We start from the raw sequence: 15,460 nt of genomic DNA on the forward strand, positions 1-15,460 counted from the left end.
CGTTCGAGGCGCGGGGTCCGGGGCGGAGCCCCGGTTTCGGGAAGGGGCGGGCAGGGGAGAGCGCCGCAGGCTCAGGCGGAGGTCCGCTTCCGCGGCGTCGCGGTCTTCTTCGCCGCCGCACCGGTCTTCTTCGCCGCTGCGGTCTTGGCCGTGCTCTTGGCGGTGCTCCTGGCCGCCGAAGTCGACTTGCCGGCAGTCGATTTGCCGGTGGTCGTCGTCTTCTTCTTCGTCGCGGCCGAGGCCGTCGTCTTCTTGGCCGTGGCCGCCGTCGACTTCTTCCCGCCGACCGCCTTCGGCGCAGCCGCGCCCGTACCCGTACCCGCGCCCGCGCCGGCCTTCCGTCGGATCGGCGTCACCTCGGCTTCGGCCTCGGCCTCGGCCCCCGCCTCCCCCCGGGAGGCCTTCGCGGCACGCACGCTCTTCTCCAGCGCCGCCATCAGGTCGATCACCTGCCCCCCGGACGGCTCCACCACGGCCTCCGCCGGTTCGAACGCCCCGGCCGACTTCGCGACGATCAGCGCCTCCACGGCCTCGCGGTAGTCGTCGCGCAGCGAAGCCATCTCCACCTCCCCCAGCGTCGCCATCAGCGCGTCCGCCAGGTCGAGTTCGGCTTCCCGCACGGACACCGTGACCTCCGGTGCCACCCCCTCCGGCGCCCGGATCTCGTCCGGCCAGAGCAGCCCGTGCATCGCGATCACGTCGTCCACGACCCGCAGCATGCCCAGCCGCTCCCGCCCCCGCAGCGCGTACTTGGCGATCGCGACCTTCCGGCTCCGCTTGAGCGCCTCCCGCAGCAACGTGTACGGCTTCGCCGCCGTCGCGCCGTTCGCCGCGAGGTAGTACGCCGCGTCCATCTGCAGCGGATCGATCTCCTCCGCCGGTACGAACGACATGATCTCGATCGTCTTCGCCGTCGCCAGCGGCAGCTGCGCCAGGTCCTCGTCGGTGATGGGGACGATCGACCCGTCGGCCTCCTCGTACCCCTTGCCGATCTCGGCGCTCGGCACCTCCTCCCCGTCCAGCTCGCACACCTTGCGGTACCGGACGCGCCCGCCGTCACTCACGTGGATCTGGCGGAAGGAGATCGAGTGGCTCTCGGTGGCGTTCACGAGCTTGATCGGGATGCTGACCAGGCCGAAGGAGATCGCCCCGTTCCATATGGATCGCACGGTTCCTCCTGTTTCGTGGCAGTCTCATCGTATGACGCCGATCACAATGGTGGAGGGCCGTCGCATCGCGCTCAGCAATCTCGACAAGGTCCTGTACCCGGAGACCGGCTTCACCAAGGGCGAGGTGCTGCACTACTACGCCACGGTCGCGGGCCCGCTGCTCGCCCACATCCACGACCGGCCGGTGTCCTTCCTGCGCTATCCCGACGGACCGGACGGGCAGCTCTTCTTCACCAAGAACCCGCCGCCCGGCACACCCGAGTGGGTGAGGACCACCTCCGTGCCGCGCTCCGAGGACCTCTCCGCCGCCCAGGTGGTCGTCGCCGACCTGGCCACCCTCATGTGGTCCGCCAACCTCGTCGTGGAGTTCCACACCCCCCAGTGGACCGCCGGCCACCCCGCCCTCGCCGACCGGATGGTCCTCGACCTCGACCCCGGCCCGCCCGCCACCGTCGTCGAGTGCTGCGCCGCCGCGCTCTGGCTGCGCGAGCGGCTCGCCGCCGACGGCCTGCACGCCTACGCCAAGACCTCCGGCTCCAAGGGCATGCACCTGGCCGTTCCGCTGGATCCGACCCCGTCCGAGCGGGTGTCCGCGTACGCGAAGCAGCTCGCCCAGGAGGCCGAGCGCGAGCTCCCCGACCTGGTCGTCCACCGCATGGCCAAGGCGCTGCGCCCCGGCAAGGTGTTCGTCGACCACAGCCAGAACGCCGCCGCCAAGACCACCGCGGCCCCCTACACCCTGCGCGCGCGGGCCCGGCCGACCGTGTCCGCGCCCGTGTCCTGGGCGGAGGTCGAAGCCTGCCGGACCGCCGCCGGGCTCGTCTTCCTCGCCGACGACATCACCCCGAGGCTCGCCCGCGACGGAGACCTCTTCGCCCCGCTGACCGACCCCGCACGGGCCCGCCCCCTCCCCGGGACCCGGCCGTGATCCGCGTGGCGCTGGCCGCCGCCGTGCGCACCCTGCCGCGCGGGGCGGGACTGGCGTACGAGCCGAAGTTCGACGGACACCGGCTCGTCGTGCTGCGCTCGGCGACCGACGTGACGCTCCAGGCGCGTTCCGGCCGCATCGTGACCAGCGCCTTTCCCGATCTGGCCGCGGCCGCGCTGCAGTTGCCCGCCGATACGGTGCTCGACGGCGAGGTGGTGGTCTGGCACGCGGGCCGTACCGACTTCGCGCTGGTGCAGCGCAGGGCGGCGGCCACCGCGGCGCGGGCCGCCGTGCTCGCGCAGCGCCTGCCCGCCTCGTACGCCGCCTTCGACGTGCTGGAACTGGCCGGGCTGGACCTGCGCGCACGCCCGTACGAGCGCCGCCGGTCCCTCCTCGTCGACCTGCTGCTGCCGCTCGGGCCGCCGCTGCAGCCGGTGCCGATGACGACCGATCCGGAACTGGCCGCCACCTGGTACGACACCCTGCCGGCCAGCGGGATCGAGGGCCTGGTCGTGAAGCGCCTGGACCAGGCCTACCCGGCCGGGCGGCGCGGCTGGCAGAAGCTGCGGCACACCGACGTCCGGGACGCGGCGGTGGTCGGCTACACCGGCACCCCCCGCCGCCCGCTCGCCCTGGTGCTCGTCCTGCCGGTCGGGGACGAGACGCCGCTGGTGTCGAGCCCGCTGAGCGCGGCGCTGCGTTCGGAGGTGGCGGCCGAGGTGGCCGCCCGCGGGGAGGCCCCGCCGACCCCTCCCACGGCGACGGTCACGGCGATCGGGCTGGGGGAGGTCCCGTACCGGGCGCTCGACCCACCGCTCACGGCGGAGGTCCGGTACACCTCGACCCGGCACCCGCCGCCGGAGGTGCTGCGGCTGCGGACGGACCTCTGACCCGCGCGGGAGGCGCGGGTCGGAGGGCGAGGGGTGGTCGTGTCAGGCGTCAGGCGTCAGGCGTCAGGCGTCAGGCGTCAGGCGTCAGGCGTGTGCGCCGCGCCCCGCGTCCGGCGGTGCCCCTGGCTGTGGATGCGGTCCCGGCCCCTCCGGGATCTTGTAGCCGGACTCCCGTTCCGCACGGACCTCGTCCGGATGGCTGGAGGTGGTGGAGCCGAAGTTCCCGTAGCCCTGCATCTCGTGCGGTCGCAGGCCGCCCTCCGGGATCTCCACCTGGTCGCGCTCCTCGCGGACCTCGTAGACGGCGCCACCCTCGGGCAGATGCGGCTGGGTCTCGGGGGCGGGCGGGGGTGGCTCCTTCGCCCGCACCCTCTTGCCCAGCAGGAAGCCGCCCAGCAGGAAGCCGGCGACGAGGATGCCGACGACCAGGAACCATGCGATGTCGGCGAGGGTCGCGTCCACGCTCAGGGTCGTGTCCATACCGACCATGTTCGCTCACTGGTGTCTGAAATGCTTCGCCATGTCCTGGATGCCCTGGGCCATCCGGGGTACGCGCCTGGTGTGCGTACCCGGCGAACGGCAAGGAGGCCGACCATGCCCCGCGGATCTTCCCCGAAGCGCGAACGACAGTACGAGCACATCAAGGAGGGCCTGGAGCGGCGCGGCGAACCCGAGGAGAAGGCGAAGGAGATCGCCGCCCGGACGGTGAACAAGGAACGCGCCCGGGCCGGCGAATCCCGGACCGCGAGCAGGGAATCCGTCGAGGACATCTCCTCGTCGCGGCGCGGGGGCCTGCACTCCCACTCGGGCGCGCAGGGACCCACGTACGAACAGCTCTACGCCGAGGCCCGGCGCCGCAACATCCACGGCCGCTCGGACATGAACAAGACGCAGCTCAAACGGGCCCTGGGGCAGTGAAGGCCGGTCGGTCCGCCCGGCCGCCCGGTAGGCCGGGCGGTCAGGCGGCCAGGCGGCCAGGCGGCCAGGCGGACGGGCGTCCCGGGGCCGGCAAGAACCGGAAGGGACGACTCAGGAGTTGATCGGCCCATCGGCATCCCGCAGGGCGCCGCCGGCCTCGCGCCGGCCGAGCACCCCCAGGATCTCGGCGCAGATCGCCAGCGCGGTCTCCGCCGGGGTGCGGGCGCCGAGGTCCAGGCCGATCGGGCCGTGCACCCGCGCCAGTTGGGCCTCGGTGACCCCGGCCGCGAGCAGCCCCTCCCGCCGCCGGGCCGTGGTCTTGCGGGAGCCCAGCGCACCGACGTACGGCACCTCCCGGTTCAGGGCCACCCGCAGCGTCGGCACGTCGAACGACTCCTCATGGCTGAGCATGACCAGGCACGCGGCGTCCCGGCGTTCCTCCAGCACCTTGCCGGCCTCCTCCGGGCCGGTGACCAGGACGGCCTCCCAGCCCAGCAGTGACGCCTGCCGCTCGATGATCTCGGCGAGCTCACCGCCGCCCCCGATGACCACGTACGGGGCCGACGGGAACGCCTCGACCAGCACCAGCCCCGACTCCGCGTACAGCGCGTCCCGCCCGGCCCGCCGGGTCGCCAGCAGCTCGCCCGCCCGCCGCCCGGCATCGTCACCGGGCGCGTCCGTGGCCCGTACGACCTCACTGGTGGCCTGGTCGGCGGCCTCGTTCAGCCGGGTCACCAACGCCACCCCGACCCCGTCGCCGAGCAGCTCCCACCACCGGGCCGGGATCGCCGAGAGCGGCTGCAGCAGCACCTCGGCCTGCCCGCCGCAGGTCAGCTTCGCGGCCACGGCCTCGGCCGCCCGCACGGACACCTCGCACACCCGCGCCGTGACCCCGGCCGGCAGGGCCGCGACCTCGGCGGCGAGCTCGGCGTCGAAGACCCCGCGGTAGAGCGTGCCGACACACTCCCCCCGCGCATCGATGAGCACGGCCCCGGCCGGATCCCGCGGCCCGAACCCCTGCTCGGTCACGGGCCGGGCCAGATACCCGGCCCGCCCCTCGGCCACCCACCGCCGCGCCGTCTCCACCAGCTCACGCATCCGTGCCGCCCCTTCCCGATCGTCAGAGCCCGCCACCGGGCACCTGAACCGGCGGCGCCATGCGGCCTCACCCCCAACGTACGCACGCACCCCACCCCTACCCACCCCCCGGATCCCACAGACCCCGCCCCACCTCCCTCGTACGGACCACCGGAAACGTCCGGGTCGACGCGGACCCGACGGCCCCTTGCGTTGACACCTGTGTCACCCGTTCGGGGGCGATCGCGGCTTTGGCGCCTCATCCGGACTAAACGTCTACCTATCGCATGGAATGCTCTGGCATCCCTGAACCCCTTCCCCCTGATCAGAAAGGTGCGTTCATGCTCCGCACCACTCCCCGAACGGCCGCCCTGGCCACCGGTGGGGTCGTCCTCGTCACGGTCGTGGCGGGCTCCGCGTCAGCCGTCGGCTGGGGCGGTGTCACCGTGTCCTACGACGGAAAGGCCCGGGCGACGGCGTACGGCGACTTCCGCAATGACCGCAACATGAGAGCGAAGAACAAGGTCATGTCGAAGGACCTCGCCGCGGACGGCAACACGGTCTACACCACGGGGAACTGGTACTTCGAGAACGGTGCCGAGGTGCACGCGCTGAACACGCCCGAGCACAACCACACGTACTACGTGACCCACTACCTCTCCTACCCCCTCGAACCCACGGCGAAGTCCGTTCGCGGAGGCACGAGGGCATGCGTCCAGCTCGGCTGGCCGGTCCCCGACACCTGCTCGGAGCAGGCGCTTCCCTCCTTCGAATACTGAGAACCGAGGACTGCACGATGATCAACCCTCCTCGGCGCGGGGACGGGGCGCCGGACGAAGCGGATCCCTTGGCAGACCCCGGCGGCGGCACCCTCCGGCTCGACGTCCGCGATCTCGAGGTCCGCTATCGCGGCAGGGTCGCCCTGGACATCCCGGCTCTCTCCTTCCGGCCCGGTGTCACCGCCCTCACCGGCTCCAACGGGTCGGGCAAGACGACCCTGCTCAAGACGTGCGCGCTCCTCCTCCGGCCCGCGGCCGGGTCGGTCTCGCTCGGCGACAGCGGAGCGGACCGCCGAACGAGCCTCCGCCGCTACCGCGAGGCCATCGGATACCTTCCCCAAACGCCGGACTTTCCCGGCCACTTCACCGTCCGCGAAGCGGTGACCTACGCGGCGTGGCTCCGTGGTGTGCCGCGCAGTCGGCGCGCGGAGGCCATCCGGCGCGTCGTCGAGGAGCTTCACCTCACCGCCGTCGCCGACACCCGGCTGCGGAGCCTCTCCGGAGGCAACCGCCAGCGCGCCCACATCGCCCAAGCGGTCGTCCACGAGCCCGGCATCCTGCTCCTGGACGAGCCCACGACCGGCATCGACGTGGAGCACCGCATCGAGCTGCGTACCTTCCTGGCTCGCTTGGGCAGCACTCACTGCGTCGTTCTGAGCACCCACCACACGGAGGACATCGAACTGCTGGCCGACCGGGTCGTCTCCCTGCGGGAGGGCCGGGTCGTCTTCGACGGCACGCCCGTGGAACTCATGGCCCGGGCCGGCTCCGGCGCCGACCACACCCCGGCCCGCTCGGTGGAACAGGCACTCCACGAGCTGAGCGGCGGAGGCTCTGCCCAGTGTCCTGAGGGCGGTGGCCGTTGAGCAGCCGTCGCACGGCGGGCCGCCCCGCGGAACACACCGACCCGACCCGTGGAGGCGCCCGGTGACCAGCAGCACGCTTTCCCTGCACATGCGCCGGTCCCTCGGTCGGACCGCCTTCCCCTTCCTCGTCCTGCTCGTCGTCCTCAACACCGTGCTGCGCCCGATGGGCTGGCGGCACGAGCCGATGTGGGCGGTGTACCAGTACAACTTCTCCGTGATGCTGCTCGGCCCGATCCTGGCGGGTGTGGCCGCCTGGGAGGGCCACCGCCTGTCCCGCGCCCGCGCCTTCCTCTCCGCCCACCACCGCCCCTTCGCGATGCTGTCGGCAGCCTGGGCCGCCCTTCTCGCCTGGACCTCCGCAGCATTCCTCCTCGGGCTGTCGCTGGTGCTCGGCCTCGTGGCCGGGGCCGGCACCCCGCCCGTCCTCGGGCGGCCCGAACTCCTGACCCCGCTGCCCGCGCTCACCCTCCTCGGCCTCGCGTGCGCCGTCGGCCTGACAGCAGGCTGGCTCGGAGGCGACAACGGCAAGGTCGCGGCTCCGCTGGTGGCGATCGCCGTGTTCCTCGCCTTCCTCGCCCTCTACGCGGGTGACCTCTCCGAGTTCGTGATGGTCGGCGGAGCCACCGGCTCGCTCGTGGGGCTGCGCCCCAAAGCCGGCACCCAGACGTCCCAGGCCGTGTTCTACGCGGCCGCCACTCTCCTCGCACTGCTCGCCGGAGCCTGGAGCGCAGCCCCCCACCGACTGCGCCCGCGACACCTCCTCACAGCCACCGCCACCGCCGTACTGTGCGCGCTCTCGGCCGGCCACCTCGCCTCGGCGGACCCCCTGTACCTGGAAGCCCGCCCCGGTGACGTCCGCTGTCACGGCTCCAGCCCCGAGATCTGCCTCGGCCGCGGCTACACCTCGTACGAGCCCCGTCTGCGCGCGAGCCTCACCCCCCTGGTGCGGGCCATGGCTCAGCTGGACCTCCCCGCCCCGGCCGCCTTCCGTCAGGACGCCCTGCGCAGCACCACCCGAACCGGCGAACTCTCCCCGGACACCGTCACGGGGGACCGGGAACTGCTGCTCGACATGTTCCTGGGCACCTACTACGGCTCCGACTGCGTGATCGAGCCCGGTACTGCCATGGAACGCGCGCACGTCGACGCCCGCTACTGGCTCGCCGAAGCCGTGGGCCTTCCGCCGTACGAGGACCCGGTCCTGGACCCCCGGCTCACCGGCGGCACCGCCCCCGAGAGGATCTCCGCAGCCCGTGCCGCGTTCCAGCGCTTGGCAGCCTGCGATGCCTAGCCTTCTCTACGTCCGGCGCTGGCGGCTGGGCCGGCAGGGGATCGCGGGCCTGCTCTGCGCGCTGCTGTGGGTCGCGACCCCGCTCCGCCTGTACGACGTACCGGCCCGGGACGGCGTACAGGGCGCGCTCTGGCCGATGGTCCCGGCACTCTTCGCGGCATTCCTGCCGTCCGCCCTCGCCACGGCGGCAGAGGTACAGGAACGCATCACGCCGACGGCCACGCGCCTGCGGGCCACGACCACAGCGGTGGTCCTCGCCCTCGCGGCTGCCCTCGCCCTGACGGGCGCCACCAACGACCCGGCCGTCGCCTTTCGCAACACCTTCCTGCTGACGGGCCTGGCCTTCTCCGGCGCCTGCCTCCTGCCTCCGGCCGCAGCCTGGGTTCCTCCGGTCGCCACCCCGATGATCATGTGGCTGATCGGCACCAAACCCCAGGCGCAGGTGGAACCCTGGTCCCTCCTCCTGCTCCCGGGCACCGTCCCCTACACCTGGACCATCACGATCCTCATCACGGCAACGGCCCTCACGACGTACCTCCTCCGCGGGCCTTGCCGTCGCGGCTGAACCCATGCGCCACCCCGGCGAAGCGCCCATCCGACGAACCGCCGACAGGGGATCCAAGAGGTGCACCGGCCCAAGGCCTGTCGGTCGGGAAGGAGTACGAGGATGCGCTGATCCTCGGTGGCGAGCATGCCGCCCCAAGGACGCTGCAGTGCCGACCACTTCACTCAAGAAGGACCTCATCGGGGCACGGGCCTGAAGCACTCGACACTCTCCACCCGGCTCAATGCGGGTGTCGCCCCGACCGAGGTCGCTGCACGGGCAGGCAGCAGCGTGGACAGTTCCAGGCCGCTGACAGGCCGCAGGGGCAGTGATGGGGCTGCACGGACTGCTGCATGTCTGCACATACGCGAAGACCCCGGCTTCAGCGTTGCCGCTGATGGCGGGGTCTTTGGGCACTTCCTGCGAAGTGCCCCCGGCAGGATTCGAACCTGCGCACACGGCTCCGGAGGCCGAGTGATGAAGAGGGGAACCCACAGGTCAACGGCGCCGAGTGGCTGTGCCGGACGTGTCCCGTCCACAAATAGTCCACGGCCGTGAATTCGTCAGCTGCCGCACACTGCAGCCCCTCTCTCTTCCGGCGATTCCGCTTTCACTCGACGGACTCCGGCTCGGCGTCTTCCAAGGCGGAGGCGACGGCAGCAAACTCTTCCAGGGCCGCGGTGAGGTCCTCGACGATCTCACGGGCGATGATCTCTGGTGTCGGCAGGTTGTCGAAGTCTTCGAGCGACTCGTCGCGCAGCCACGTGATATCGAGGTTGACCTTGTCGCGGGTAATCAGCTCGTCATACGTGAACGACTTGAAGAGCTCGGTCTCTTCGCGTTCTTCGTGCGCGCATCCCGGCTTTGCGTAAGCCACGAAGTCGTCCAGGTGCTTGCGCGTCAGAGGGTTCTTCTTGGGTGTGAAGCGCTGGTTGGTCCGAAGGTCGTAGACCCACAGTTTGTTGGTCCACGGCGTCTCGCTGGCCGGCTTCTTGTCGAAGAACAGCACGTTCGCCTTGACGCCCTGGGCGTAGAACACGCCAGTTGGTAGGCGCAGCAGCGTGTGCAGGTCGAAGTCGCGCAGTAGACGGCGGCGCAGGGTCTCGCCAGCACCGGCCTCGAAGAGCACGTTGTCGGGGAGCACCACGGCTGCCCGGCCATTGATGTCCAGAATCGTCATGATGTGCTGCAGGAAGTTGAGCTGCTTGTTGCTCGTGGTGACGACGAAGTCTTGGCGCTCGATCGCCCGGTCGTCGCGGTTGGCCTTGCCGTTCTCACCGACCATCGTGATCGACGACTTCGTGCCGAACGGCGGGTTCGCGAGGACCACGGACCACCGGTTGCCCGGGTCTGCGATCAGGGCATCTTTGACCTCGATCAGGGAGTTCCCTGTGGGGGTGCCAATGCCGTGCAGCATCAGGTTCATCGCGGCGAGACGGGCGGTGCCGTCCACGAGCTCTACGCCGTGGACGAAGGAGTCGCGCAGATGCTCGCGCTCCGGGGGCGTCATCTGGGAGGCGTTCTTGGAGGCGTATTCGTGCGCGGTCAGCAGGAAGCCGCCGGTGCCGCAGGCCGGGTCAACGACCGTGTCGGCCACGGTGGGCCGCACGATGTCGACCACCGCGGAGATGATCGAGCGCGGAGTGAAGTACTGACCGGCCCCAGAACCCTTGTCACTGGCCCCCTTTGCCAGAAGGGATTCGTAGGCGTCACCGTTGATGTCAGTGCCGGTGGACGACCAGTTCTCCTTGTCGATCAGGTCGTGGATCAGGCGCTCCAGCTTGGCCGGGTCCTGGATCCGATTCTGAGCCTTGCGGAAGATCGTGCCCAGCGTCCCGCGCTGCCGGCCCAGACCCTGCAGGATCCGCGTGTACTCGGCCTCCAGATCGATGCCCTTGGCGTCCAGTAGGCACTGCCAGGAGAACTGATCGGGGACGATCTTCTCCGGCCTGAGCTTCCGGTGCGCCCGCTCGTGCGCCATCTTCAGGAACAGCAGGTACGTCAGCTGTTCGGTGTACTCGATCACCCCGACGCCGTCGTCACGCAGGACGCCTGCGTAGGACCAAAGCTTGTCGACCAGTCGGCGACCATCCGCCACGATTCTCTTCCTTCGAACACCGGGGCGTTTGCCCCACAAGAACAGTTGACGCTGGCGGTGCTACTGCACGCTGCGGCTCTTCCACACGGCGAAGCCGACGCCGTCCTCGGTCACCCACGCCCGACGGCACCGGCAGCGGACGGAGACGTCGGCTGTCATGAGATCGCCCGGCGTTCCATCCACGAGAAACAGGTGGACCTGCATGCCGGCCATCAGAGCAGCGCCCCTTCGGGAACGGCTGAGTTGACCTCATCAACCAGCGCCTCGACGGCCTCGGGCTCAGGGCTGCCTGAAGAACCAGTGAGCCGTCCGGAAAAAGCGGAAGCCAGAAGGGATCGGCGGAGAGACTGGGCTTTATATTCGGATCGCGAAATATCCGCTTCGAGTCGTTTTGTGGCATCGAGTTTGAGAGTGGCCGTCTCCACGATGTATTCCTGCTCCTCAATAGGAGGAACAGGGAACTCAATCCTCTTGAGGCGGGTGGCTGATAGGTGGGCGATGTTCGTTGTGATGCGCGACTCCCGCCTGAATCGTCCAGTGTGCATGTGACGCCGGAAAACGAGGAGAGCAAACTCTGGGAGGACGTCTTCGCGTGCCTTGAAACGCAGGAGGCTGTTAGTGAAAGCGACTTTTTTGGGGACTCCTCGGTAGATAGCAGGCCGTCCCAGCCACTCCGGGCTCTGTCCTTCGTTCAGCAGGATGTCATCAGGTTCGAGGCGGAATCGGTCGAATGTGTCATCTGGCCAATGCATCTCCATGACATCGGCTGTGTCGATGCGGTCTTCAAATACATTCGCCACGCGGAGGTAGGGGTGCATGTTCGGGCCCGAGTGCCAGTCCGGATGCCGCTGACGACCCAGCTCAACGGTTCCCGCACGGGAAACCGTTGTCGATTCCCAGGAAGCGGGATAGTCAGCAACATCCGGGATGAGGGCAGCCAGTACCGCTTTGGTCAGTACCCGGGCGCGCCGCTTGGCGGCGTTGAGGTAGGCGACGCCGGCGTCGAGACGGGACAGGTGGTCCTCCAGCACCTCAACGATTTGCTCCTGCCTTAGGAGAGCTGGCAGTTCCCCAAGGGGGATCTGCTTTACGTCCGAGACGTTCAAGTGAAGGACTGTCGAACCAGCAGAATGTTGTTTGATCCACTGCTGAGTATCGGGAGCCATCAAGCGGTATTTCAAATACCGATGGCTAACTTCGCTGCTTTTAATCTGCACGAGTACAGTCCTCTGCCCCAGAGAGACGCGTGCCTCTTGAGGAACTTCCCCCACTTCGCCCATTGGAGCTTCGCGGGAGAAGATCAGGTCGCCGGGTGCAGGAACTGCTCGGCGGGTCCACTCTTCGAAGGTCTGACGGTCTATCGGCTTTGCGTTAGCCAGATTGATGCGCCCGTTGCGAACCTCTCGAGTGCCGATTGAGTATCCGTATGTCTCGCCTTCGGTTCGCGGCGCGGTCTTATGCTCGCAGTCGATCACAAGGGCGATGTCACGGAGCAGGGTCACGCGGTGAGCTCCTTATTCATGGCGGCAAGGAGCTCAGTGACGCCGTCGCCGAGGTCGCGGAGGGCGCCGTCGATGCCGCCGCGTTCAGTGAACGGGGCCTCGTCCAGGTCGTCGGCGTCGATCAGTGCCGACACCGCGATCACCTCGGCCATGTTGTCTAGCCACCACCTCTGTGCGTCCGTGAAGACGACTCCGGCCTGCTCTTGCTGCAGCAACCAGCTCTGGTACCGCTCGCGCACCTTGTCGGCGTATGGGACCAGCTCGTCGTCAACTTGCAGGGTAAACCGAAGCAGAGACACCAGATCCGTCACCCTGGCCTTGGTGTTCGGCCGTACCCGGGTCTTCTCGATCTGCTCGTACGCTTTCCACAGCACCTCAGGGGTCCAGCGGTGCGGCGGTCGGGCGATGCGGTCGGCCAGTTCCTGGATCTGCGCGAAGACCTCGCCTGCCGGGCGATTGCCGGAGCGGCCGGCCTCCTGTAGGACCTGGAGCGCGGTGATCTCAGTGCGGTGCTCGCGCAGGTAGACACGCCAGTCCAAGACGATCTCCAAGGCCTTGTTGTCGTCGACGACTCCATAGGCCTCTAGGAGGGTGTCGGGGTTGGTGTCGTCGATTATCAGGTCGTGCTGGCGGCGCAGTTCCATGATCCGGTTACGCAGCTCAGGGTTGGCCGCGATCGGTTCGACGGCGGCCTCTATCATTTCTTCCACAACCTGTTCGCGGCTTGCCCCTGGGCTGGCGGCTGCGAGGGCCTGGGCCTGGTTCTCAGGGTCGCAGGCCTCGACGAGCCCCTTCACGATCGCCTTGAGTGGCCGGTCGGCCACGCTTTCGAGCTCGGTGCGTTCGGCGGGCTTGAGCTGCAGTTCCAGCGCGGCGAGGCGGGAGGCCAGCGTGGCGGTCTCGTCCTCAGTGATCGTCAGGTTCGCGGCCTTCTGGAGTAGTTTCTGCAGCGAGATGTTTTTGGTGCGGTTTAGCGGAGGATCGACGAAGCCGTGCTCGGTAACACCGATGGCGTCTACGATGACAAACCTGGTCTTCTCCTTGGCCTTTAGGTCGGGCGTCACCGCTTGGAAGTCGGCGGGGGTGATCGTTCGTGCGCCGCGCCCTTTCATCTGCTCGAAGTACTGGGCTGACCGAACGTCCCGCATGAAGAAGACACACTCCAGCGGCTTCACGTCGGTGCCGGTGGCGATCATGTCCACGGTCACGGCGAAGCGTAGGCTCGCGGAGGTGCGGAAAGTCTGCAGGTGTCCCTTCGGGTCCTTGGCCTGATAGGTGATCTTTGCGGCGAAGTCGTTCCCCTTACCGAAGACCTGCCGCACTTGTGTGACGACCTCCTCGGCATGGGCGTCATCTTTGCAGAAGATCAGTGTTTTTGGGACGGCCGTGCGACCGGGGAAGATTTCGGTGAACAGCCGGTCGCGGAAGGTCTCTAGGACGGTCCGGATTTGGTTGGGGTTGGTGACAGCGCGATCGAGCTGCGATTTTCGGTACTCCAGCGTCTCGTCGATGACCTCGATCCGCTGAATGCGGGTGCGCCGATCCACCTTCGGCACGTGCGTGCCGGCCTCGATCGTCGCTCCGTTCTCGCCGATGGCAGTCTTGATTCTGTAGATGTCGAAGTCGACGTTCACGCCGTCTGCCACGGACTCCGTGTAGGTGTACTGCGACACCAGGTTCTGGCGGAAGAACGCGAACGTCTGCTTCCCGGGCGTGGCCGTCAGTCCGATGATGTGGGCGTCGAAGTACTCCAGGACGCCCTTCCACACCCCGTAGATCGAGCGGTGCGCCTCGTCCACGATCACCAGGTCGAACGATTCGGGCGGCATGGCCGAGCTGTACTGGACGGTGACCGGCTCGTTCGGGGTCCAGTCGTCCAGCTGCGGGTCGTCGCCGCCCGGGACCTCCTTGCCGCGCAGCACCGAGTAGACCCGCTGAATCGTGGATATCACGACGCCGGAGCTGGCGAGCATGCCTGCCGCCGCTAGCTTCTGCACCGAGTAGATCTCGGTGAAGCGGCGCCCGTCGTCGGGCGTGGCATAGTTGGCGAATTCGCCGGCCGTCTGGTCGGCCAGGTTGTTGCGGTCTACCAGAAACAGGATCCGCTTGAAGCCCGCGTACTTCAGCAGCCGGTACGACAGCGTGACCGCGGTGTAGGTCTTGCCCGCGCCGGTGGCCATCTGGATCAGGGAGCGATCGGCGCGCTGCGCCGCGAGAGACTTCTCCGTGCCCTGGACCGCATCGATCTGCGCGGGACGCAGCATCTCGGTGACCAGCGGCGGCATCGCCTGAATCTTTGCCCTCCACGTGGGGGCCTCCGGGGCGGCCTCGGCATCCCGAATGATCCTGGCCAGTGTTTCCGGCCGCGGGAACGCAAAGATCCTCCGGGCGCGCGGCTCAGGGTCGTAACCGTTGGTGAAGTGGGTCTCGGTACCGGATGCCTCGAAGACGAAGGGGAGGCGGTCGCCCCACAGGTTGGCGCGCTTTCGGTGCCGCTCCGGCAGGCCCGTGGCATACATGGACGACTGCCACTCCACGCCCGACAGTGTGGTGCCCATAGGCTTGGCCTCGATGACGCCGACTACTCGCCTGCCGACGTAAAGCAGGTAGTCCGCCCGCCCGTGTCCGGCGGACATGATGACCTCACGCACGGCGATGCCCTCGCCGGCGAACAGGTTTAGGTCCTTGCCGTCCTGCACCTGCCAGCCTGCAGCCGCGAGTTGCTCGTCGATGCGCTTTCGAGCGCGCGCCTCGGCAGGGAGTCTGTCGTCATCGGTCGCCGTCATCATCGCCTCAGTGCAGAGCATGGAGATTCGGTGTAGAGAGCAGCGGAATGGTGGAGACTGAGCATGCCTTGCCGTCGCTTCCTGGCACAAGTCGCCTGTTAGTTCCGTTGTCGATGCCATTCAAACTGCGGCAACTCCCGTGCCTGCTTGCGTGCTTGGACCTCGAGTCTGCCCGTCCGTCGATCGCCTGAGGGCTGGTAGCGGGCGGAGTTGGATCACCGCCGGACTCTGCCGTGATGATGCCTGACCACCTCGGCACCGTCATCGAGGTCGGTGGAGCGGCTTTGGGGTGGCGCTGCTTTGGCGCGAGTGATCATGGCCCCGTAAGCTTCCGGCGTGTCGGGCACCTGTGGGTCTGCCCGGTAAAGCACGACGTTGGGGCCATGATCTTCGAGGCTCGCGCCAAAGTGGCTCCGTAAAGCCGTGGAGCCGACCGCCCCAGCCACGACGTATCCCTTCTCTAACGTCAGGCGGCTGATTGCTGTGTGCGCGGCCCGGGCGCTGGCCGGGCTGGAGCGGGGTGGAGACAGGAGCGCAGGCCCGGCCGGGGGCCGGGCCGCGTGCGGTGAGCGGAGCGAGCCGCCTGATGAAGTAGGGAAACTCTTACCGCGC

At 68.6% G+C, this 15,460-nt stretch carries 14 protein-coding genes and 1 tRNA gene; 7 read left to right on the plus strand and 8 right to left on the minus strand.

What is annotated here, in order from left to right; genetic code table 11:
• Positions 1–71: 71 nt before the first annotated feature.
• Positions 72–1,169 (minus strand): non-homologous end joining protein Ku, encoded by a 1,098-nt coding sequence (gene ku, locus ACXNSR_RS26270; protein WP_458637894.1) that lies wholly within the window; start codon positions 1,167–1,169, stop codon positions 72–74.
• A 31-nt stretch (positions 1,170–1,200) separates the two neighbouring features.
• Between ku and ligD the strand changes: the two genes are divergently transcribed.
• The gene (gene ligD / locus ACXNSR_RS26275; RefSeq protein ID WP_458637895.1) at positions 1,201–2,097 is read left to right on the plus strand and encodes a non-homologous end-joining DNA ligase; all 897 of its coding nucleotides are present in this window, start codon (positions 1,201–1,203) and stop codon (positions 2,095–2,097) included.
• On the plus strand, positions 2,097–2,987 hold the full coding sequence (locus ACXNSR_RS26280) for an ATP-dependent DNA ligase (protein WP_458643395.1): 891 nt from the start codon (positions 2,097–2,099) through the stop codon (positions 2,985–2,987). Before ligD ends, ACXNSR_RS26280 begins: the two co-directional genes overlap by 1 nt.
• An 84-nt stretch (positions 2,988–3,071) precedes the next feature.
• Here the strand turns inward: ACXNSR_RS26280 and ACXNSR_RS26285 are convergent, their stop codons facing one another.
• Entirely contained in the window at positions 3,072–3,467 is a 396-nt protein-coding gene (locus ACXNSR_RS26285) for a DUF6479 family protein (RefSeq protein ID WP_458637896.1), read from the minus strand.
• A gap of 114 nt (positions 3,468–3,581) precedes the next feature.
• Here ACXNSR_RS26285 and ACXNSR_RS26290 point away from each other — a divergent pair, with 114 nt between their 5' ends.
• Positions 3,582–3,905, plus strand: coding sequence for a plasmid stabilization protein (locus tag ACXNSR_RS26290; protein WP_458637897.1), 324 nt, complete (start codon positions 3,582–3,584; stop codon positions 3,903–3,905).
• A gap of 111 nt (positions 3,906–4,016) precedes the next feature.
• Here the strand turns inward: ACXNSR_RS26290 and ACXNSR_RS26295 are convergent, their stop codons facing one another.
• Complete coding sequence (locus tag ACXNSR_RS26295) at positions 4,017–5,003, minus strand: XdhC family protein (RefSeq protein WP_458637898.1); 987 nt, start codon at positions 5,001–5,003, stop codon at positions 4,017–4,019.
• A gap of 320 nt (positions 5,004–5,323) precedes the next feature.
• Between ACXNSR_RS26295 and ACXNSR_RS26300 the strand changes: the two genes are divergently transcribed.
• The 4 genes from ACXNSR_RS26300 (at position 5,324) to ACXNSR_RS26315 (ending at position 8,483) form a co-directional block, all read left to right on the plus strand.
• A complete protein-coding gene (locus tag ACXNSR_RS26300) occupies positions 5,324–5,761 on the plus strand; it encodes a hypothetical protein (RefSeq protein WP_458637899.1) in 438 nt (145 codons plus the stop codon).
• Positions 5,762–5,778: 17 nt separating this feature from the next.
• Positions 5,779–6,627, plus strand: a complete 849-nt coding sequence (locus ACXNSR_RS26305; RefSeq protein WP_458637900.1) for an ABC transporter ATP-binding protein — start codon at positions 5,779–5,781, stop codon at positions 6,625–6,627.
• A gap of 61 nt (positions 6,628–6,688) precedes the next feature.
• Positions 6,689–7,918, plus strand: coding sequence for a hypothetical protein (locus ACXNSR_RS26310; RefSeq protein ID WP_458637901.1), 1,230 nt, complete (start codon positions 6,689–6,691; stop codon positions 7,916–7,918).
• On the plus strand, positions 7,911–8,483 hold the full coding sequence (locus ACXNSR_RS26315) for a hypothetical protein (protein WP_458637902.1): 573 nt from the start codon (positions 7,911–7,913) through the stop codon (positions 8,481–8,483). Before ACXNSR_RS26310 ends, ACXNSR_RS26315 begins: the two co-directional genes overlap by 8 nt.
• 407 nt (positions 8,484–8,890) lie before the next feature.
• On the opposite strand, the gene ACXNSR_RS26320 is transcribed toward ACXNSR_RS26315, so the two are convergent.
• The 5 genes from ACXNSR_RS26320 to ACXNSR_RS26340 form a co-directional block, all read right to left on the minus strand.
• Positions 8,891–8,968, minus strand: a tRNA-Arg gene (locus tag ACXNSR_RS26320).
• Positions 8,969–9,072: 104 nt separating this feature from the next.
• A complete protein-coding gene (locus tag ACXNSR_RS26325; protein WP_458637903.1) occupies positions 9,073–10,560 on the minus strand; it encodes a class I SAM-dependent DNA methyltransferase in 1,488 nt (495 codons plus the stop codon).
• Between the two features lie 60 nt (positions 10,561–10,620).
• Positions 10,621–10,773 (minus strand): hypothetical protein, encoded by a 153-nt coding sequence (locus ACXNSR_RS26330; RefSeq protein ID WP_458637904.1) that lies wholly within the window; start codon positions 10,771–10,773, stop codon positions 10,621–10,623.
• Entirely contained in the window at positions 10,773–12,062 is a 1,290-nt protein-coding gene (locus ACXNSR_RS26335; RefSeq protein ID WP_458637905.1) for a restriction endonuclease subunit S, read from the minus strand. Before ACXNSR_RS26335 ends, ACXNSR_RS26330 begins: the two co-directional genes overlap by 1 nt.
• Positions 12,059–14,851: a type I restriction endonuclease subunit R gene (locus ACXNSR_RS26340; protein ID WP_458637906.1), complete on the minus strand. Its 2,793-nt coding sequence runs from the start codon at positions 14,849–14,851 to the stop codon at positions 12,059–12,061. Before ACXNSR_RS26340 ends, ACXNSR_RS26335 begins: the two co-directional genes overlap by 4 nt.
• Positions 14,852–15,460: the final 609 nt, after the last annotated feature.

The sequence above is a fragment of the Streptomyces sp. NC-S4 genome (assembly GCF_054353315.1).